This window comes from Microbispora sp. H10836 (genome assembly GCF_012999525.1).
Taxonomy (GTDB): Bacteria; Actinomycetota; Actinomycetes; order Streptosporangiales; family Streptosporangiaceae; genus Microbispora.
In genome coordinates this window covers 69,912-86,831 of record NZ_JABBWU010000028.1, presented here as the reverse complement: position 1 = coordinate 86,831, position 16,920 = coordinate 69,912, and the positions used below count along the sequence as shown (strand labels likewise).

Here is a 16,920-nt window from a genome sequence, read left to right as displayed (position 1 = left end):
CTCACGTGTTGGTTCGATGTGTGTCAACATAGATGTATGTCGAACATGCGGACACTGCCGGTGCTGGAGCCCGAGGCCGTGGTGCCGTGCTGCCCGCCGCTGACCGAACGCACGCTCACGGCCGCAGAAGCCGAGCGGACGGCGGCGATGTTCAAGGCGCTCAGCGACCCGGTGCGGCTGCGCCTGTTCTCCGCGGTCGCCTCCGCGCCCGGCGGCGAGGCGTGCGTATGCGACATCTCCGATGTCGGGGTGTCCCGGCCGACCGTCTCCCACCATTTGAAGAAGCTGAAGGAGGCCGGTTTGCTGGCCTCCGAGCGGCGGGGCACGTGGGTGTACTACCGGGTCGAGCCGAGCGTGCTGGCCGGGATGGGCCGGCTGCTGACCGGCGCCGCCCCCGCCTGAGAACCACAGCCTGGGTCTGTATGCGGTGGGGCTGCTCCGGACTTGCCGGAGCGGCCCCCGTGCCGTCGACGGGGGTGTCTTGTCAGGGGGTGACGGGGGCGAATCTGCGGCGCCAGGCGAGGGAGACGTAGACCAGCGCCACCAGCACGGGGACCTCGATCAGAGGTCCTACGACCCCCGACAGGGCCTGGCCGGAGGTGACGCCGAAGGTGGCGATGGCCACGGCGATCGCCAGCTCGAAGTTGTTGCCGGCCGCGGTGAAGGCCAGCGTGGCGGTCCGGTCGTACGGCAGGCCCAGGGCCTTGCCGAGGGCGAAGGTGCCGAACCACATCAGGGCGAAGTAGGCCAGCAGCGGTAGCGCGATGCGGGCGACGTCGGCGGGCTCGGAAGTGATCGTCTTGCCCTGCAGGGCGAACAGGATCACGATCGTGAACAGCAGCCCGTACAGTGCCCAGGGACCGATCTTCGGCAGGAACGCGCTCTCGTAGCGCTCCCGACCTAGCCTGCGCTCGCCCAGACGGCGGGTAAGGAACCCGGCCAGCAGTGGAACGCCGAGGAAGATGACGACGTTGAGAGCGATTTTCCATGCGGAGATGTCAAGGTGCCGGCCCTCACCGAGGCCGAGCCAGCCGGGCAGCAGGTCGAGGTAGAACCAGCCGAGCAGGCCGAACGCCAGGACCTGGAACACGCTGTTGAGCGCCACCAGGACGGCGGCGGCCTCGCGGTCGCCGCAGGCCAGATCGTTCCAGATGATGACCATGGCGATGCAGCGGGCCAGGCCGACGATGATCAGGCCGGTGCGGTATTCCGGCAGGTCAGGCAGGAAGATCCACGCCAGGGCGAACATCACGGCCGGGCCGATGACCCAGTTGATGACCAGCGACGAGACCATCAGCTTGCGGTCGCCCGTCACGGCGTCGAGCTTGTCGTAGCGGACCTTGGCCAGCACCGGATACATCATGATCAGCAAGCCGAGGGCGATGGGCAGGGAGATCCCGCCGATCGCGACCTTCGACAACACATCATTCAGGCCCGGAACTGCGCGGCCCAGGCCGAGACCCGAGGCCATGGCGGCCAGGATCCACACCGCCAGGAAGCGGTCCAGCAGCGACAGCTTGCCCACCACCCCGCCGGGCGCGGCGCGCGCCGGCTCGGTGGCCGTCATGGGCAGGACCTCCTCCTGTCTGCGGCGGCGGTGGCGCGGGCGGTCTCGGCCAGTTCGGCGAACTGCCCCGCCAGAGAGGCGATGACGTCAGGCTTGAGCCGGTAGTAGGTGAACCGGCCGCACGGCTCGGTGTCCACCATCCCGGCGTCCCGCAGCACCTTCAGGTGGTTGGACAGGTTGGTCTGCCGCGCGCCGGTCTCGACCACCAGGTGCGTGGTGCACAGCGTCTCCCTGGCGAGCAGGGTCACGATCCGCAGCCGCAGGGGATCGGCCAGCACCCGCAACAGATCAGTGTCGTCTGACATCAGCATGTACTGATACTTTCACATCAGCCGGTGCTGATGCGAACCTGACGCCCCCGGCCGCCACCTCCTGCACGCCATCCGCGACGCGATCGACGCGCGCGTCACCGACCCGCTCGCCACCCTGCCCCGGGCCTGACCCCCACCACTATCGGCAAGAAAGAAAAGAAGATGCCCACGACCGCTACTGTCGCGTCCGTTCTGTTCGTCTGCGTGCACAACGCCGGCCGCTCCCAGATGGCCGCCGCCTTCCCCTCCCACCTGGCCGGCGACCGCATCGAGGTCCGCTCCGCCGGGTCGCTGCCCGCCGAGCAGGTCAACCCGGCCGCCGTGGCGGCGATGAAGGAGGTCGGCATCGACATCTCCGGACAGACCCCCAAGGTGCTCACCTCCGAGGCGGTGCAGGCCTCCGACTATGTCATCACCGTGGGCTGCGGGGATGCCTGCCCGATCGTCCCGGGAAAGAAGTACCTCGACTGGGCCCTGGACGACCCCGCCGGTAAGGGCGTTGAGGCCGTCCGCCCGATCCGCGACGAGATCAGAACCCGCATCCAGGCTCTGATCACCGAAATCGACGCGCAGCAAGAAAGCTGATCACGCCGCTCTTACCGCCGCCCCCGGAACGTCCCCGCACGGGCGCAGTCCCGGGCGGCGGCAGCGCCCCGTTACAACCCTCCTGCCAGGCGGCCAGCACCCCGGCGAGACGACGCCGCAGCGTAGTCATTGGCGTGTGATCAGCGTGGGGATAGCTCGCACCGCGAGCATGATCCTCGCGACGCTGCCGGTCAGCGCCACGAGCAGCAGCAAGGACGGCGGCGGCACAAGTGTGACGACCGTGCCCAGCATGACCGTGTCCAAGACGGCGACGGTTCCCGCGCCGCCCAGGGCGGCCAGCCGTACGGTGCGGTAGTGCCGCTGTTCCCGGACGGCGGTCACGAGCATGAGCACGGCCGAGCCGAGCAGGAGGCCGAGGGTCAGGCGTGAGGGCAGGGGGATCGCCGAGGCCCAGCCGTCGGCGGTGACGAGAGCGGTGCCCCAGCCCAGTCCGACGATCGGTCCGGCCACGAGCAGCGTGAATGCGGCGTGCCTGGCAGGTGAGGCGCGGACGAAGGCGGCGGTGACGGTGTCGGCGTCGCCGAAGTCCGCCAGTGCGGCCCGGGCCGCCGCGTCCGGGTCGCCGAGCCGCTTCAACTGGTCGTCGTAGGACGCCAAGAGGCCGTCGGCGAGTTCGTCGACCACGGGGTCGGGCAGCCGTTCGGTGAGCGTCTGCAGGTGGCGTTCGATCAGTTCGTGGCCGGCCACGGTCCACCACCCAGCGCCGCGGATATGACGGCGGCGAACTCCTGCCAGTGGTCGCGTGCTCCCGCCAAAGAGCGTCGCCCCTGCTCGGTCAGCTCGTAAGTGCGCCGTCTGCGGCCGCTCACCACCGACCAGCTTCCCTTGATCAGGCCCGCGTGCTCGAGCCGGTGCAGCGCCGGATAGACGGTGCCGGTGGGCAGGTCGAGTCTGCCGCCCGTGGCGTCACGCAAGGCTTCCTTCACGGCATAGCCGTGCTGCGGCCCCTCTTCCAGTGTGGCGAGCAGGAGACCGTCCAGGTGTCCTTTGAGTGCTTCCGCCCTCATAGGTAGTAACGCTACATCTGCTCTTCTCGGGTGCCAAGACCTGGAGTAGTGTTGCTACATGTAGGGTTACTACGTATTGGAGATGCGATGGGCCACATCGACATCCTGGGCACTCCGATTCCCGACGCCGGACCGGTCTTCTTCGCCGCACTCGCCATCCACGTCACTGCCGGGGTCACCTGCGTGAGCTGTGGGCTTCCCTTGCGCTGACGCGCAAGGGAAGCCCACGACACCGGCGACTCGGCCGCATCTACCTGTGGTCGTGGGCCGTCGTCTACATCACCCTGACCGTTATGTCGGCGATCCGCTGGCGGGAGAACGTCCACCTGTTCGTCATCGGCACCCTTGGCTTCACCGCCGCGCTGACGGGCTACGCCAACCGGCGGCACCGGCCCGACCTCCACATCCTCGCGATGGGCGCGTCCTACGTGCTGCTGTTGACCGGCTTCTACATCGACAACGGCCCCAACCTGCCGCTGTGGGACAGGCTCCCAACCGTTGCCTACTGGCTGCTCCCGGCTCTGATCGGCTTCCCCTTGATCGCGCGCGCAATCGCCCGCAGGCGCCAACGACGCACGCCGGCACAAGCATGATCCTCGGCGACAGCCACACGCCCTGCCGATTCGCCTTTCCAGGAGTGAGGCATCCCGCGCTGAATCGACGGCCGGCACTGCGAGGCCCTCATCACAATAGACGGCGCGCGGCCGGATCCCGGCGGTCCTGCCAACGGGCGGCCGTGATCGCTACTGATGGTCGTTGCCGGTCTCGGCTGCAGGGACGCGGCCGAGGTCGCAGTTCTTCAGGCGGTAGCTGTCTCCCTTCAGGCTGATGACCTCGGCGTGATCGACGACGCGGTCGATCATCGCGGCGGCCACGACATCATCGCCGAACACCTCGCCCCAGCGGCCGAACGGCTTGTTGGAGGTGACGATCAGCGACGCCCGTTCACAGCGGCTGGAGACCAGGTGGAAGAACAGGTTGGCCGCCTCGGCCTCGAACGGGATGTAGCCGGCCTCGTCGACGACCAGCACGGGAATGCGGGCCAGCTTGAGTAGTTCCTCTTGCAGCTTGCCGGCGGTGTTGGCCTCTGCCAGGCGGGCGACCCATGCGGCGGCGGTGGCGAACGCGACCGCCTCGCTCCCGACTTGCCGGAAGCCTGCTGGCTGCCGGAGCGGCGAGAGGAGGGGAGGCACAGTGACGCCTCCTACCAATCGTGACCGCAGTGGATCACGCTTCCGGCCCGCAACCCGGCGAGAGCGGCATCCGCAGGACGAAGCACGCTCCGCCCCATGCGCATTCCTCCACGTGGAGGCTGCCGTGATGCGCGGAGGCGATGGCGCGAGCGACGGCCAGGCCGAGGCCGGCGCCTCCTCTGTCCCGGCTGCGGGCGGCGTCCAACCGCACGAAACGGTGAAAGATCCGCTCGCGGTCGGCCAGGGGGATGCCCTCTCCGTCGTCGGCCACCATCAACTCGGCCCCATCTCCCGCGCGGCGCAGGCCGATCCGTATCGCGCGGACGGCGTGCCGCCGGGCGTTGTCGAGCAGGTTGCCGAGCATCCGGCTGATCTGCTCGCGATCACCGTCGACGATCACCCCGGGATCGAGCCGGAGATGCATGTGGGGCCCGTCCACCTGCCGGGCGGCCTCCGCCCGGACCAGCGCCGTGAGGTTCACCCGCTCCACTCTCCGAGGAACGGTCCCCAGGCGGGTCAGGAGGAGCAGGTCGGTGACGATGGCCTGCACCCGGTCCAGATCATGCAACGTGTGACCGAGGAGATCGTCCAGATCGATCTCGTCCGGATGCAGCTGCGCCTCCTCCAACCGCATGCGCAGCGCGGCGATGGGGGTGCACAGCTCGTGTGAGGCGTCCGCGGCAAACTGCCGCTGCCGCTCCCGGGCGCGTTCGGCGCGATCGCCGGCCTCGCGCAGCCGTTCCAACGTCCTGTTGACGGCCCGGGCGAGCCGGGCGACCTCCTCGCCCCCGCCTGTCTCGGAGACCCCGGTGCTCGCCTCCTTGAGGTTGATGGCGTCCAGTTCGAGGCGGATGGACGCCACCGCCCGCAGTGACCCGTCCCCCGCTCGCCGCGCCTTCAAGGCCGCCGGGAACCCGATCAGGAGTGCGTCGGCGACTCGCCCGGCCCGGATCCTTCGCAGGCGGCCTGCGAGCGCCCGTACGTGCCCGTTGCCGCCGCGAAAGATCACTGTCATGACCGCGCTCCTGCTCACCACTGGCCGTACTGCCGGGGCATCGAGTTCGCGGCCCGCGGATGCGGGCCGTCGAGCGCGGTGTCGCCCGGCGTGCTGTCGGCCGTCCCCCACACCGGTGTGGCCGTGACCGCGCGGGCGGCCGTCGGATGATACCGGCGAGGGATTGGACGATTTCGTCCAGCTTGTGATGGTATGTCCAGAATTGTCAAGAACTGTCCTCTGGCACGGCTCCGGCGGGCTCCCCGCCTCCAAAGGTGGGGTTGTCGCATGGCCGTTCGAGGGCCGAGGAAGGTTCTCCGAGGCTCACCGCGCACGGCAAATCGCGAGTGCATCGTCACCACCGCCGCCGACCTCATGTCCCGGCAGGGGTGGCGGCGACGGCCCTCGATCAGGTCCGCAACTCGACCGGGTGTGCTCGATGCGGAATCTCGAGAGGTGGCCCGACTCGCTCGTGAACGGGCCACCGGGAGTGCGGCGAGCCCTACAGATCCCGCCGAGACCATGCAGGACGAGCGGCCCGTGGTCGCCCTCGACATGGCGCTGGACCACCTGAAAGCACAGGTCAGGACCCCTGTCGCCGATTTGACACGATCGGACAAATAGCCTCAAAGTGGACGAAATCGTCCAATCTGCCCTTGGTGGTGGTCCACCGGGTGCGGCAGGGGAATGGTGAGGTCGATGCCGTCTCTGCACTCGATGCAGGCGTACTACACGACAGTGGCGACGACGTTGTTGCTCCTGCTCACGATCCTGGGCGGCGCGAGCCTGGACCTGGCGATCCGATACAGGATCGAAGACCAGGTGTTCTTCGACGCCGAGCAGGTCGCCGTCCAGTGGAGCGCGCAGGTGCGCGGCGGCGCGCTGCCGCGCCCCGCCTCCGTCACCGGCACCGCCGACCTCGTCCAGGTGGTGGACGCGCGGGGCAGGGTCGTGGACGCCAGCCCGGGCGCGACGGGGCGGCCACGGCTGAGCACGTTCCGACCCCCGCCCCACGACCGGCTCCAGCGGCGCGTCGAGTGCGGGCCGGGCGAGCGGTGCGTCCTGCTCATGGCCAACCGCGTGTCGCCGGCCCCCGACGCCCCCGTCGTCTACGCCGGAACGGCCGAGCCGCCCCTCCTGGCGACACACCACCTCGAATACCTCATCGCCGGGGCCGCGCTCCTCATCGTCCTGTCGGGTGGCCGCCTCATGTGGTGGATCATCGGTCGAGCGCTACGCCCGGCGGAGCAACAGTGCCGGCTCGCCTCCGTCACCTCCCACGAGCTCAGAACACCGATCGCCGGACTCAGGCTGCAACTGGAGGAAGCGCTGCTCCACCCCGACCACGTCGACCCCCGCGACACCATCCGGGGAGCGCTGTCGGCCACCGGCCGCCTGGAGGCGATCGTGCAGGACCTGCTGACGATTACCCGGCTACGCGGCGGCCAGCCGGCACCGCACGAGCCGATCGACCTCACGGCACTGGTTTCCCAGGAGACGGACGCTCACCCCGGCAGCACCCCGGTCGAGCTCCACACGACCGAAGACGTGTGGGTACACGGCTCGCGGATCCAGCTGATCCGGCTTGTGGGCAATCTGCTGAGCAACGCGCGCAGGCACGCGGCGACCGGTGTCACGGTCTGCGTCGGATCCGCCGGCGGCCAGGCGGTCGTGACGGTGACCGACGACGGGAACGGCATCGCACCCGCCGACCGCGAGCGGGTCTTCGAGCGATTCACGCGTCTGGACGAGGGGCGGCGCAGGGACGCCGGCGGCACCGGGCTGGGTCTTGCGATCTCCCGCGACATCGCCCGCGCCCATCGGGGAACCCTGCGTATCGAGGACTCCCCCCGCGGCGCGCGGTTCGTCCTCCGGCTGCCCCTCCTCGACCGGAACACGACCGGCGAGCGGAATCTCTCACAGCCGGGCGCGGTGCTCCCCCGGAAGCACTGCCGGAAGAATCTTGGAACGAATCTCCCGGGGCGTGGCGATCCGGGCTCGTCCCGCTCGAGGAGTGGGTGAAGGGCCGGTGAGGGACCGGGCCCGGCCTGAGGGAGAACCCCCCGTGACGCATTGCCACTCACACCGCCGCCCGCGCCTGCGACCGCGAGATCAGCATCACCCGCAGCCTGCTCGGTTACGGCGTGATCGCCGGCCCGGTCTACGTCGGGGTGTCGCTGACCGAGGCCCTGACCCGGGACGGATTCGACCTGACCCGGCACGCCCGGAGCCTGCTCGCCAACGGCGATTTCGGCTGGATCCACATCGCCAACTTCGTGCTGGCCGGGGCGGTGATCATCGCCTTCGCCGCGGGCCTGCGCCGGGCTCACAGCCGCGGCCGGGCCCCCCGCCTGCTGGCGGTGTACGGCCTGAGCCTGCCGGCGGCCGGGGCCTTCCGGGCCGACCCGGCCCAGGGCTTCCCGCGCGGCGTGCCGTGCTCGGGTGACTACGCTTGATCCGCAAGTTGGGGGAGGTCGCGATCTGTATGGGCGACGAGAACGGGCCTGGATTGTCTGAGCACGACGACACGCTCGGAGCCGAATGGGAGAGGCACCGGCCCGCGGTTTTCGGCGTGGCCTACCGGCTGCTGGGCAGTGTGGCCGATGCCGAGGACGTGACCCAGGACGTGTGGCTGCGGGCGGCCGGGACAGAGCTGCAGGATATCGATGATTTGCGGGCCTGGCTGGTGACGGTGGCCGCACGGCGGTCGTACGACATTCTCAAGAGTGCCCGTTTCCGCCGGGAGACCTATGTCGGGCCGTGGCTGCCGGAACCGCTGCTGACGGGGCCGGACGCATCCGAGCCGGTCCTCGTCGATGAGTCCGTCGGCTCGGCGATGCTCCTGATCATGGAGGAGTTGAGCCCGCTGGAGCGGGTGGCCTTCGTCCTGCACGATGTCTTCGGTCTTGAGTTCGTCCGGATCGCCGAAGTGCTGGATGTCTCCGTGCCGGGTGCCCGGCAGTTGGCCTCGCGGGCGCGGCGGCGGGTGGCCAACGCGAAGCAGTCTTCGCCGCAGGCGTCGAAGGCGGAGCGTGAACGTGTGCTGGCGGCCTTTCGCGCCGCCTACGAGGCCGGGGATCTGGCCAGCCTGGTCAGGTTGCTGCACCCCGACGCCGTCTACGTCACCGATGGCGGCGGCAAGGTCGCCGCGATGCGCAAGCCCGTCTACGGTGGTGAACGCGTCGCTGAGGTGATGGTGCGGGTGGGCCACCGGTGGCGTCCGGACCGCATCGACCTCGTCGAGGTCGGCGGCGAGCTCGTTCTGATGTGCCACCGGGAGGGCCGTGTCTACTCTGTGGACACGCTGCAGATCACAGACGGTCTGATCACTGCGTACCGCAGGGTCATCAACCCGGACAAGCTTTCTCACGTCTGAGCTGTCACAACTCGAGGGGCCACCTCGTCTCCCTGATGAGAACCCAAACGGGACAGACGAACGAACGCTCGCGAGCAGATGAAGTCGATCACGCCGGCCTGCACGCGTCCACCTGGGACGAACATCGGCAACGTCGCAACCCTCGACGATGCCGGCGCGGCCTTCAACCCGACCGAGCGGATCAGCGGGCAGACGATCACCGCGTTCGTCCGTGAGTGACGCGCGCCCATCAATGCACCAGATAGACAAATGACCGAGGAGACGATTTCCATGAAAGCGATCGTGGTGACAGACCAGGCTGCGGGAACGGCCGGGATGACGCTGGTGGAGCGGCCCGAGCCGCCGGCAGCGATAAACGACGTCGTCGTTGAGGTTCATGCGTCGGGATTCGTCCCGACTGAGATGGCGTGGCCCTCGACCTGGACCGATCGCCGCGAGCGTGACCGAACACCGTCGATCCCTGGGCACGAGCTGGCCGGAGTGGTCACCGCCCTCGGCTATGGCACGACAGGGCTGTCGGTGGGACAACGGGTGTTCGGCCTCACGGACTGGCATCGCGACGGCACCCTGGCGGAGTATGTGGCCGTCGAGGCACGCAACCTCGCGCCGCTCCCGGGCGACGTCGACTTCACGGTGGGCGCGAGCCTGCCGATTTCGGGGCTGACCGCGTGGCAGGGACTGTTCGAGCACGGCCGCCTTCAGGCGGGGCAGAGCGTGCTCGTTCACGGCGCGGCCGGCGCGGTCGGGTCGATGGTGACTCAGCTCGCGCGTGAGTTCGGTGCGTACGTCATCGGCACCGGACGCGCCGTCGACCGTCAGAAGGCGCTCGACTTCGGCGCGATGGAGTTCGTCGACCTTGAGAACGACGCGCTGGAAGACGTCGGCGGCGTCGACCTGGTGTTCGACGTCATCGGCGGAGACATACAGAAGCGGTCCGCGGGTCTGGTACGAGCCGGAGGGACGCTGGTGTCCATCGTCGGGCCGCCCGAGGCGCGGCCTGTGAACGGCATGGCGATCGACTTCGTTGTCGAGGCTGATCGTGCCCAACTGGGTGAGATCGTCCGGCGGGTGCGTGACGGACGGCTGCGGACGAACATCGGCAACATCGCAACCCTCGACGATGCCGTCGCCGCCTTGAATCCGACCGAGCGGATCAAGGGGAAGACGATCATCCGCGTTCGTCCGTGAGGACTCGGGGTGAGGGGGAACCCCCATGACAGCCGGCGACCTGGAGGATCGCGTGGTGCCCGGTTCGTCTTCCGGCTTCCAACCACGGACCGGCGTCCGCCAGCCCCGACACCCCCGCCGAGGGATCCACCACTCCACATGACGGGAGATAACGTGCGCGGCCGGACTGACCCCACATCAGGGGGCAGGCACCTGACGAGCCGCGCCTCACTGACCTCGAACCTGCGGCTGCTGACCGGCATGGGCTTCCTCACCTGGCGGACCAGGCCAGGTGAGCGCACCGTGTACTACCGCATGGCCGACGAAGCCTGGGCTGTCGTGGTCCGCCGCCAGGTCGCCGGGATCGCCGCGTTCCTCGACATCACTCGCCAGGGGCTCGATCTGGTCGGCGCGGAAAGCGATCGGGCCGCTCGAATCGGCCTGTTCGCCGGGTACGGTTCCTCGCTCGCCGTCGGCGGCGCCGATCTGCTCGGCGCCGCCCTCGAACGCGACGGAGACGACATCCCCACCGCGGTGACGGAATGGGAGGCGGAGCTGCGGCGGGAAGCCGAGAAGAAGCAGAAGCTCGGCCGCCGGGTCAAGGGCGTCTACGCGCCGCGCAGCCCCGTCGTGCTGGAACTCACCCAGCTGCCGCTGCGCCTGTCATCGTGGGGTCCGGTGCGCCGGATGATCGAGCGCAAGTTCCAGCTGCAGGGGTAGGACCGCAGATCTGAAAGGATGGAGCTCGTGCCTCCCGCCTTCTCCGCCGAGGAGCGAGCCCGCATCACCGGGCTCCTCCTGGACAACGGCCGGCGCCTCTTCGCCACCCAGGGCCTGCGCAAGACCTCGCTGGAGGACCTGGTCGCCGGCACCGCAATCGCCAAGAGCACCTTCTACGTCTTCTTCGACTCCAAAGAGGCGCTCTACCTGGAGCTGATGCTCGCCCAGATGGCGGAGGTCAAGCGCAAGGTCATCGATCAGGCGCTGCTGGGCGGGCCCGACATCCGCGCGGGGCTGCGGCGCTTCCTGCACGCCACACTCGCGGAATTGGAGAGCAATCCCTTGTACGGCAGGCTGATGACGCATCCCGAGGAGATGGACGCCGTCGTCAGGAAGCTCGACCCCGCCCGGGTGACGCAGGCGCAGGAGAACCCGGTCACCGCTCTGGCGGCCTTCCTCGCCCAGCACGACGAGGCCGGAGCGCGCCTTCCGACTGAACGCGGGCATATCCGGCGCTCACCGCGAGGACCGACCGCGACAAGGCGGCGGTCAGCGGATGTGATCGGTTCGGTCCCACCAGATGACGGTGCCGGCACTCCGGTCGCCCCGACGACGGCCACCAGCAGGTAGCCGACGAAACCGGGTGGATCCTGGTCCGGTCCCGCGAGGCCGGCGTACAGGCCGGGAACCGACCAGGGAAAGGAGGCGCCGAAGCCGAGGGCGGCGAGGACCTGCGCGGAAAAGAGCGCGGCGAACATGGCCCCGACTGCGGCCAGGTACCCGCGACCGAGGCTCGCGGCCAGCCCGAAGGGCGTGGTGAGCACGAAGGTCAGCGCCCCGGTCACCAGAACACGGATCATTCCTGAGGTGATCGCCTGGGCCGACCAGCCCGGCAGGCCGAGCACCGCCCCGATGAGCAGGCCGAGCAGGGCCGCGATCGCCAGTAACACCGACCACACGGCCGCGACCGTGAACTTGGCCGTGACGATCGCCATGCGGGAGGTGGGCAGGGCCAGCAGGCCCAGGTGGCCGGGCCAGTCGGCCACGGCCCCGCTGAGCTGCGCCTTGTCACCCAGCAGGCCAAGAGCGCGGGCACGTTACGGGTCCTGAAGGATGAACATGAACAGCCCGCACATCGCGGCGGCGATCGTGAACGCGAGAGCGGTGAGCCAGAGAAGGCGGCTGCGCCGTACCTTCAGCAGCTCGGCCCACAGTGCCTCACGCATCGCCGGCTCCCACCATCCGCAGAAAGTAGGTCTCCAGGTCCTCCTCCTCGATGAGGAGCCTGGTCGGCGGGCAGCCCGCGTGAACGAGGAGAGTGGCGATCTCCTCCGGGTGGGCGAGTGCCCGATCTTCGGTGAGTACGAGACCGTCGCCCGCGCCGCCGGGGGCGAAGCCGTGGGATTGGAGCCTCGGTGCGCGCTTTGGCATCCTGGGTGGTCGTCACCGCGAGGCGCCGCCGTACGTGGCGTTCCAGGCCGCGCGCTTCTCCGCGTACGGACTCAGCGCCAGCCGGTCGATCACCTCGTCGGTGCCGCCCTGCAGCCGGCGTAGCCTCCCGACGACCTCGAGGTTCTCCCGGACGGTCAGCTCGGGGTAGGCGGCCGGCGCCTCCACGAGGTAGCCGACGCGCGCCCAGGCGAACGTTCACCGGCGCTGACCGCCGCGCCCAGCACGGTGACCGACCCGCCGGTGGGCCGGATCATGCCGAGCAGCATGCGGATCAGAGTGGTCTTGCCCGCGCCGTTGAGCCCGAGCAGGGCGTAGATCTCACCGCGCTCGATGTTCAAGGTCACCTCGTCGACCGCGGCGAGGTCGCCGTACCTCTTGCTCAGAGCCGAGACGTGGACGACGGGCACGGACCAACTCTGCACCACTCGGGCGATCATCGGTAGGGTGGCCGCAGGTGAGCCGGGAAGTCTGGTCGGCACGTTCTGTCCCCCTATGTCACGAAGGACGTGTACGTGCGCGCCCGAGACCTGCTCGCCCCCTTCCCCACGGTCGACCTGGACACGCCCGTCCTCGACGCCGCCAGGCTCCTGGCGAACCAAGACCTGCCCGGCCTCGTCGTGGTCGACGCGGCAGGGACGCCGATCACCATCCTGCCCGGCCCCGAGGTCCTGCGCCTGGCCGTGCCCGCCTACTGCCAGGACGATCCGGCGCTGGCCCGTGTCGTGGACGAGGCGCACGCCGACACCTTCCTGAACGATATGAACGGCCGCAAGGTACGCGACGCCCTGCCCGATCCACCCCGCCAACTACCGGTCACCGACCCCGACGCCACCGTGCTGGAACTGGCCGCGCTGATGGCCCGCACCCACAGTCCCCTGGTCGCCGTGACAGAGGGCGGCCGGCTGCTGGGCGCGGTGACCCTGCAGGCGCTGCTCGACCGGGTGCTCGCGGCATGAGCATGCTCGCCTGGGTCACCGTGGCGGTGTTCCTGGCCGCCTACGCGCTGATCGCCACAGAGAAGGTCCACCGCGTCGCCGCCGCCCTCGGCGGTCATCATCGCCAGCCGGGGCGGACTGAGCTTCAACGACTTCCTCGTCCACATGACCCCGCTGGTCATCGTGCTGATGCTGGTCTTCATCGGACTGTGCCGGTTGATGTTCGGGCGCTCCCTGCGCTACGACCCCCAGCGGGCCGAGGAGGTCATGGCCCTGGACGAGCGCGAGGCGATCGCCGACCGGCGGCTGCTGTGGCAGAGCAGGCCCTGGCCGAGGTGGAGTGGCCCACGCTGGTCTTCTTCGCCGGGCTGTTCGTCATGGTGGGCGGCCTGGTGGAGACGGGTGTCATCGAGCGGCTGTCCCATATCGCCGTGGAGGCGACCTCCGGGCGTCCGGAGCTGACCACCATGGGTCTGCTCGGGGCTTCCGCGGGACTGTCGGCGATCGTGGACAACATTCCGTACGTGGCCACGATGAGCCCGATCGTCGCCGATCTCGTCCAGGCCGACGGTGGCGGCGGACCGTCGCGGGTGCTGTGGTGGGCGCTGGCCTTCGGGGCCGACCTGGGCGGAAACGCGACCGCCGTCGGCGCCGCCGCCAACGTCGTCGTCCTGGGCATCGCCGCGCGCGACGGCACCCCGATCAGCTTCTGGCAGTTCACCAAATACGGGCTCATCGTCACGGTCGTGACCGTCGCCCTGGTCGCGCCGTATCTATGGCTGCGCTATCTGTCGTAGCGTGCTCGTGCCCGTCAGCCGACGATCATTCCTTCCTCCGGGAGCTCGTACCGCCGGGTGCGCTCTTTCAGGGCGAGCGCGGAGCCCAGCGTGAGCGGGCCGATCCGGCCGACGAACATCAGGGCGACGAGCAGCAGGTGCCCGGCCGGCGGGATGGAAGCGGTGATGCCCGTCGACAGACCCGCCGTGCCGAAGGCGGAGACGACCTCGAACAGCACCCGGTCGAGACCGTGCGGGGTGAGCACCAGCAGGATGTAGGTCGAGAAGGCGACCAGGCCCACGCCGAGCACGGTGAGGGAGACCGCCTGCCGCTGCGCCGCCTCGGGCAGGCGGCGGTGGCCGATGTTCACCCGGCTCTCGCCGCGCATCTCGGTCCAGACGATGAACGCCAGCAGGCCGAGGGTGGTGACCTTGATGCCGCCGGCGGTGCCCGCGCTGCCGCCCCCTACGAACATCAGCAGGTCGGTGACCAGCCAGCTGGACGGATGCATCTGGGCGAGATCGAGGCTGTTGAACCCGGCCGTACGCGGCATCACGGCGGTGAAGAATGCCGCCAGCAGCTTGCCCGGCCCGTCCAACTGCCCCAGAGTGCGGGGATTGGCCCACTCCGTGGCGAGGAAGATCAGCGTGCCGCCGGCCAGCAGAACCGCGGTCACCGCGAGTGTGACGCGGGTCAGCAGCGACCAGCGTCCAGGCCGGCGCCAGGAGCGGCGCAGCTCGAACAGCACCGGGAAGCCGAGCCCGCCCACGATCACCGCCGCCGCGATGGTCAGGCAGATCCACGGATCGCCGGCGAAGCGGATCAGGCTGTCGGGCCACAACGCGAAACCGGCGTTGTTGAACGCCGAGACCGCGTGGAAGACGCCGAGGTAGGCGGCATGGCCGACTGGCTCCGCATATCCCGTCATGAACCTGAGCGTGAGGACGGAGGCCGTCACCGCCTCAGACGCCAAGCTGAACAGCACGACCTTGGCCACCACGCGCCGTAGGTCACTCGCGCTGAGCGCTTTGGTCTCCGCTTGGGCGGATAATCGGGCGCGCAGGCTCAGCCTGCGGGAGATCAGCAGGGTGAAGACGGTCGCGAGGGTCATGATGCCGAGACCGCCCACCTGGATCAGGACGGCGATCACCACCTCGCCGAACGCCGACCAGTGCGCGGCCGTGTCGACGACGGTCAGTCCGGTCACGCACACCGCCGATGTCGCGGTGAACAGGGCCGTGATCCATCCCGCGGGTCTCCCCGAGGCCGTGGCGAGCGGGGTGGACAGCAGGACGGTCCCCAGGAGGACCGCCGCCCCGAATCCAGTCGTGACGACCTGCGCCGGATGCCGGAACCGTCCCAGCACACTCCTGGCCCGCATCATGCCTCGTGATTCCGGCGTACGCGTCCGTGCAGGCGACGGGCGGCGCCATACCAGGCGGGGACCTCCCGCTCGTCGTCGAACCAGCGGGCCACCAGGATGTCGGTGGAGGAGTGCAGCAGGATCGAGGCCACGATGGTCACCGCGACAAGCTGGAAGACCTGCTGGGCGGCGACGATGCCGGAGCCCAGCACGATGAGCCCGTAGACGACCGAGGCGAAGCCCTTCGGCCCGAACCAAGCCGTCGCGGCCTGCTCGCGCACGCCCAGCCCCGAGCCGAGGAAGGACACCCAGATGGCCACCGGCCGGGCCACGACCAGCGCCAGGATGGCGAACAGCCAGCCCGCCCAGCCGACCGAGCCCAGCAGCGCGGGGCTGATCAGCGCGCCGAAGACCAGCAGGGCGCCGAGCTTGAACAGTTCGGCGATCAGCTCGCCGAAGTGCTCGAACGACTCGCGCTGCCGCTCGCCGAAGGTCGCCACGGTGATGCCGGCGCAGAAGGCGGCCAGGAACAGGTTGCCGTGCATGGCCTTGCCCAGCGCCAGCACCAGCAGGCCGATGGCCAGCGCGTTCAATGGCTCGTAGGCGGTGGAGGCGGAAAACCAGCGAGTGCGCTCCAGTCTGATGGCCAACCACGGAACGGCCACGCCGATCAGCACCCCGACGGCGAGCTCCAGTCCGAGCTCACCGAGGTGCAGGTTGTGCGAGCCCGCGGCGACCGCGAGGAACACCATCACAAACGGCAGAGCCAGCCCGTCGTTGACGCCCGACTCGACGTTCAGCAGCCGGCGCAGCCGGGGTGGCACCTTCTCGTTGCCGACCAGCGCGGCGGCGAAGACCGGGTCGGTGGGGGACAGGATCGCGCCGATCAGCAGCGACTCGATCCAGCCCAGCCCGACGAGATAGTGTGCGCCGACCGCGGTCACCAGCAGCGTGAGCGGCAGACCCCAGCCGAGGGCCCGCCCGGGCAGCTTCCACGCCTCGCGCAACTCGCTCCAGCCGACCCGCATGCCGTCGGTGAACAGCACCGCGAACAGCGCGAGCTCCGCCAGCGTGCCGACGATCTCGTCGTCCGGGACGATCGGCATCACGCCCAGCACGCCGTCACCCAGGACGAACCCGGCGACAAGGAACAACGCCGCGGTGGACAGGATCGTGCGGTTCGCCAGGCTGGACAGCAGCACAGCCAGCAGCAGGACACCGGCGAACGCCGGCAGCAGAGCGCTCACCGCCGGCCCGCCTCGATGTGGTGCCTACACGCCGTCTTGAGTGCCACCGAGAACCTCCGCCGAGTGCAACGCTGAAAGACGTCGCCGACCAGACTTCCCGGCACACCGCGCCTACCGTAACAACACAGTTGAAACACACGCATACGTGGCTTCCAACCGTCAGGGGAGCGGGCCGATCAGTCGCGCGACCACCTGCGGTCCCGGC

At 69.4% G+C, this 16,920-nt stretch carries 25 protein-coding genes and 1 pseudogene; 12 read left to right on the top strand and 14 right to left on the bottom strand.

Annotated features, from left to right (window positions below; translation table 11 throughout):
• The first annotated feature begins 36 nt into the window (after positions 1-36).
• Positions 37-402 carry a metalloregulator ArsR/SmtB family transcription factor gene (locus HHX30_RS35955; protein WP_169988063.1) on the top strand — a complete coding sequence of 122 codons (366 nt, stop codon included), beginning with the start codon at positions 37-39 and terminating at the stop codon, positions 400-402.
• Between the two features lie 82 nt (positions 403-484).
• On the opposite strand, the gene arsB is transcribed toward HHX30_RS35955, so the two are convergent.
• Both arsB and HHX30_RS35945 read right to left on the bottom strand, forming a co-directional pair.
• Positions 485-1,567 carry an ACR3 family arsenite efflux transporter gene (gene arsB / locus HHX30_RS35950; RefSeq protein WP_211593182.1) on the bottom strand — a complete coding sequence of 361 codons (1,083 nt, stop codon included), beginning with the start codon at positions 1,565-1,567 and terminating at the stop codon, positions 485-487.
• Entirely contained in the window at positions 1,564-1,878 is a 315-nt protein-coding gene (locus HHX30_RS35945) for a helix-turn-helix transcriptional regulator (protein ID WP_169988061.1), read from the bottom strand. Before HHX30_RS35945 ends, arsB begins: the two co-directional genes overlap by 4 nt.
• Positions 1,879-2,040: 162 nt before the next feature.
• On the opposite strand from HHX30_RS35945, the gene HHX30_RS35940 reads away from it, so the two are divergent.
• Positions 2,041-2,463, top strand: coding sequence for an arsenate reductase ArsC (locus HHX30_RS35940; RefSeq protein WP_169988059.1), 423 nt, complete (start codon positions 2,041-2,043; stop codon positions 2,461-2,463).
• A 126-nt stretch (positions 2,464-2,589) separates the two neighbouring features.
• On the opposite strand, the gene HHX30_RS35935 is transcribed toward HHX30_RS35940, so the two are convergent.
• Positions 2,590-3,171, bottom strand: a complete 582-nt coding sequence (locus HHX30_RS35935) for a hypothetical protein (RefSeq protein WP_169988057.1) — start codon at positions 3,169-3,171, stop codon at positions 2,590-2,592.
• Entirely contained in the window at positions 3,153-3,491 is a 339-nt protein-coding gene (locus tag HHX30_RS35930) for a PadR family transcriptional regulator (RefSeq protein WP_169988056.1), read from the bottom strand. Before HHX30_RS35930 ends, HHX30_RS35935 begins: the two co-directional genes overlap by 19 nt.
• A gap of 87 nt (positions 3,492-3,578) precedes the next feature.
• On the opposite strand from HHX30_RS35930, the gene HHX30_RS42995 reads away from it, so the two are divergent.
• Together HHX30_RS42995 and HHX30_RS35925 are read left to right on the top strand one after the other, a co-directional pair.
• Positions 3,579-3,701, top strand: a complete 123-nt coding sequence (locus HHX30_RS42995; protein ID WP_283246962.1) for a hypothetical protein — start codon at positions 3,579-3,581, stop codon at positions 3,699-3,701.
• 83 nt (positions 3,702-3,784) lie between these two features.
• A complete protein-coding gene (locus tag HHX30_RS35925) occupies positions 3,785-4,084 on the top strand; it encodes a hypothetical protein (RefSeq protein ID WP_169988054.1) in 300 nt (99 codons plus the stop codon).
• Positions 4,085-4,234: 150 nt separating this feature from the next.
• On the opposite strand, the gene HHX30_RS35920 is transcribed toward HHX30_RS35925, so the two are convergent.
• Together HHX30_RS35920 and HHX30_RS35915 are read right to left on the bottom strand one after the other, a co-directional pair.
• Positions 4,235-4,684 (bottom strand): ATP-binding protein, encoded by a 450-nt coding sequence (locus tag HHX30_RS35920; RefSeq protein ID WP_311923004.1) that lies wholly within the window; start codon positions 4,682-4,684, stop codon positions 4,235-4,237.
• A 34-nt stretch (positions 4,685-4,718) separates the two neighbouring features.
• Entirely contained in the window at positions 4,719-5,699 is a 981-nt protein-coding gene (locus HHX30_RS35915; protein ID WP_169988052.1) for a cell wall metabolism sensor histidine kinase WalK, read from the bottom strand.
• 678 nt (positions 5,700-6,377) lie between these two features.
• Between HHX30_RS35915 and HHX30_RS35910 the strand changes: the two genes are divergently transcribed.
• The 3 genes from HHX30_RS35910 (at position 6,378) to sigJ (ending at position 9,054) form a co-directional block, all read left to right on the top strand.
• The gene (locus tag HHX30_RS35910) at positions 6,378-7,700 is read left to right on the top strand and encodes a cell wall metabolism sensor histidine kinase WalK (protein ID WP_169988050.1); all 1,323 of its coding nucleotides are present in this window, start codon (positions 6,378-6,380) and stop codon (positions 7,698-7,700) included.
• A gap of 122 nt (positions 7,701-7,822) precedes the next feature.
• Entirely contained in the window at positions 7,823-8,134 is a 312-nt protein-coding gene (locus HHX30_RS35905; protein WP_211593180.1) for a DUF998 domain-containing protein, read from the top strand.
• Between the two features lie 29 nt (positions 8,135-8,163).
• Entirely contained in the window at positions 8,164-9,054 is an 891-nt protein-coding gene (gene sigJ, locus HHX30_RS35900; protein ID WP_169988048.1) for an RNA polymerase sigma factor SigJ, read from the top strand.
• Here the strand turns inward: sigJ and HHX30_RS35895 are convergent.
• A complete protein-coding gene (locus HHX30_RS35895; RefSeq protein ID WP_169988046.1) occupies positions 9,045-9,326 on the bottom strand; it encodes a hypothetical protein in 282 nt (93 codons plus the stop codon). The two genes, sigJ and HHX30_RS35895, sit on opposite strands and share 10 nt — an antisense overlap.
• Between HHX30_RS35895 and HHX30_RS35890 the strand changes: the two genes are divergently transcribed.
• The 3 genes from HHX30_RS35890 (at position 9,325) to HHX30_RS35880 (ending at position 11,571) form a co-directional block, all read left to right on the top strand.
• Entirely contained in the window at positions 9,325-10,242 is a 918-nt protein-coding gene (locus tag HHX30_RS35890) for an NADP-dependent oxidoreductase (protein ID WP_169988044.1), read from the top strand. The genes HHX30_RS35895 and HHX30_RS35890 overlap by 2 nt on opposite strands.
• Before the next feature lie 153 nt (positions 10,243-10,395).
• A complete protein-coding gene (locus HHX30_RS40985) occupies positions 10,396-10,941 on the top strand; it encodes a hypothetical protein (RefSeq protein WP_211593178.1) in 546 nt (181 codons plus the stop codon).
• Positions 10,942-10,968: 27 nt separating this feature from the next.
• Positions 10,969-11,571, top strand: a complete 603-nt coding sequence (locus HHX30_RS35880; protein WP_311923003.1) for a helix-turn-helix domain-containing protein — start codon at positions 10,969-10,971, stop codon at positions 11,569-11,571.
• A 179-nt stretch (positions 11,572-11,750) separates the two neighbouring features.
• Here the strand turns inward: HHX30_RS35880 and HHX30_RS43875 are convergent.
• The 5 genes and pseudogenes from HHX30_RS43875 to HHX30_RS40965 form a co-directional block, all read right to left on the bottom strand.
• Positions 11,751-11,936 (bottom strand): annotated as a pseudogene (locus tag HHX30_RS43875) (hypothetical protein); the annotation flags it as partial.
• A gap of 102 nt (positions 11,937-12,038) precedes the next feature.
• Positions 12,039-12,167 carry a hypothetical protein gene (locus tag HHX30_RS42990; RefSeq protein ID WP_283246960.1) on the bottom strand — a complete coding sequence of 43 codons (129 nt, stop codon included), beginning with the start codon at positions 12,165-12,167 and terminating at the stop codon, positions 12,039-12,041.
• Positions 12,160-12,372, bottom strand: a complete 213-nt coding sequence (locus tag HHX30_RS40975; RefSeq protein WP_211593175.1) for a hypothetical protein — start codon at positions 12,370-12,372, stop codon at positions 12,160-12,162. The genes HHX30_RS42990 and HHX30_RS40975 overlap by 8 nt, the downstream gene beginning before the upstream one ends.
• A 12-nt stretch (positions 12,373-12,384) precedes the next feature.
• Positions 12,385-12,558: a hypothetical protein gene (locus HHX30_RS40970; RefSeq protein WP_211593174.1), complete on the bottom strand. Its 174-nt coding sequence runs from the start codon at positions 12,556-12,558 to the stop codon at positions 12,385-12,387.
• Positions 12,528-12,800: an ATP-binding cassette domain-containing protein gene (locus HHX30_RS40965; RefSeq protein WP_211593173.1), complete on the bottom strand. Its 273-nt coding sequence runs from the start codon at positions 12,798-12,800 to the stop codon at positions 12,528-12,530. Before HHX30_RS40965 ends, HHX30_RS40970 begins: the two co-directional genes overlap by 31 nt.
• A 105-nt stretch (positions 12,801-12,905) precedes the next feature.
• On the opposite strand from HHX30_RS40965, the gene HHX30_RS35865 reads away from it, so the two are divergent.
• Both HHX30_RS35865 and HHX30_RS43870 read left to right on the top strand, forming a co-directional pair.
• Positions 12,906-13,349: a CBS domain-containing protein gene (locus HHX30_RS35865; protein WP_169988042.1), complete on the top strand. Its 444-nt coding sequence runs from the start codon at positions 12,906-12,908 to the stop codon at positions 13,347-13,349.
• A gap of 290 nt (positions 13,350-13,639) precedes the next feature.
• Positions 13,640-14,125, top strand: a complete 486-nt coding sequence (locus tag HHX30_RS43870; RefSeq protein ID WP_396706476.1) for an SLC13 family permease — start codon at positions 13,640-13,642, stop codon at positions 14,123-14,125.
• Positions 14,126-14,139: 14 nt separating this feature from the next.
• On the opposite strand, the gene HHX30_RS35855 is transcribed toward HHX30_RS43870, so the two are convergent.
• Together HHX30_RS35855 and HHX30_RS35850 are read right to left on the bottom strand one after the other, a co-directional pair.
• Positions 14,140-15,489 carry a TrkH family potassium uptake protein gene (locus HHX30_RS35855; RefSeq protein ID WP_169988040.1) on the bottom strand — a complete coding sequence of 450 codons (1,350 nt, stop codon included), beginning with the start codon at positions 15,487-15,489 and terminating at the stop codon, positions 14,140-14,142.
• Complete coding sequence (locus HHX30_RS35850; RefSeq protein WP_169988038.1) at positions 15,486-16,715, bottom strand: sodium:proton antiporter; 1,230 nt, start codon at positions 16,713-16,715, stop codon at positions 15,486-15,488. The genes HHX30_RS35855 and HHX30_RS35850 overlap by 4 nt, the downstream gene beginning before the upstream one ends.
• Positions 16,716-16,920: the final 205 nt, after the last annotated feature.

Bases quoted from the DNA above. Each gene is read 5' to 3' on its own strand.
- HHX30_RS35955 (WP_169988063.1), top strand. From the start codon at position 37: ATGTCGAACATGCGGACACTGCCGGTGCTGGAGCCCGAGGCCGTGGTG.
- arsB (WP_211593182.1), bottom strand. From the start codon at position 1,567: ATGACGGCCACCGAGCCGGCGCGCGCCGCGCCCGGCGGGGTGGTGGGC.
- HHX30_RS35945 (WP_169988061.1), bottom strand. From the start codon at position 1,878: ATGCTGATGTCAGACGACACTGATCTGTTGCGGGTGCTGGCCGATCCC.
- HHX30_RS35940 (WP_169988059.1), top strand. From the start codon at position 2,041: ATGCCCACGACCGCTACTGTCGCGTCCGTTCTGTTCGTCTGCGTGCAC.
- HHX30_RS35930 (WP_169988056.1), bottom strand. From the start codon at position 3,491: ATGAGGGCGGAAGCACTCAAAGGACACCTGGACGGTCTCCTGCTCGCC.
- HHX30_RS42995 (WP_283246962.1), top strand. From the start codon at position 3,579: ATGGGCCACATCGACATCCTGGGCACTCCGATTCCCGACGCCGGACCG.
- HHX30_RS35925 (WP_169988054.1), top strand. From the start codon at position 3,785: ATGTCGGCGATCCGCTGGCGGGAGAACGTCCACCTGTTCGTCATCGGC.
- HHX30_RS35915 (WP_169988052.1), bottom strand. From the start codon at position 5,699: ATGACAGTGATCTTTCGCGGCGGCAACGGGCACGTACGGGCGCTCGCA.
- HHX30_RS35910 (WP_169988050.1), top strand. From the start codon at position 6,378: ATGCCGTCTCTGCACTCGATGCAGGCGTACTACACGACAGTGGCGACG.
- sigJ (WP_169988048.1), top strand. From the start codon at position 8,164: ATGGGCGACGAGAACGGGCCTGGATTGTCTGAGCACGACGACACGCTC.
- HHX30_RS35890 (WP_169988044.1), top strand. From the start codon at position 9,325: ATGAAAGCGATCGTGGTGACAGACCAGGCTGCGGGAACGGCCGGGATG.
- HHX30_RS35895 (WP_169988046.1), bottom strand. From the start codon at position 9,326: ATGGAAATCGTCTCCTCGGTCATTTGTCTATCTGGTGCATTGATGGGC.
- HHX30_RS42990 (WP_283246960.1), bottom strand. From the start codon at position 12,167: ATGCGTGAGGCACTGTGGGCCGAGCTGCTGAAGGTACGGCGCAGCCGC.
- HHX30_RS40975 (WP_211593175.1), bottom strand. From the start codon at position 12,372: ATGCCAAAGCGCGCACCGAGGCTCCAATCCCACGGCTTCGCCCCCGGC.
- HHX30_RS35855 (WP_169988040.1), bottom strand. From the start codon at position 15,489: ATGATGCGGGCCAGGAGTGTGCTGGGACGGTTCCGGCATCCGGCGCAG.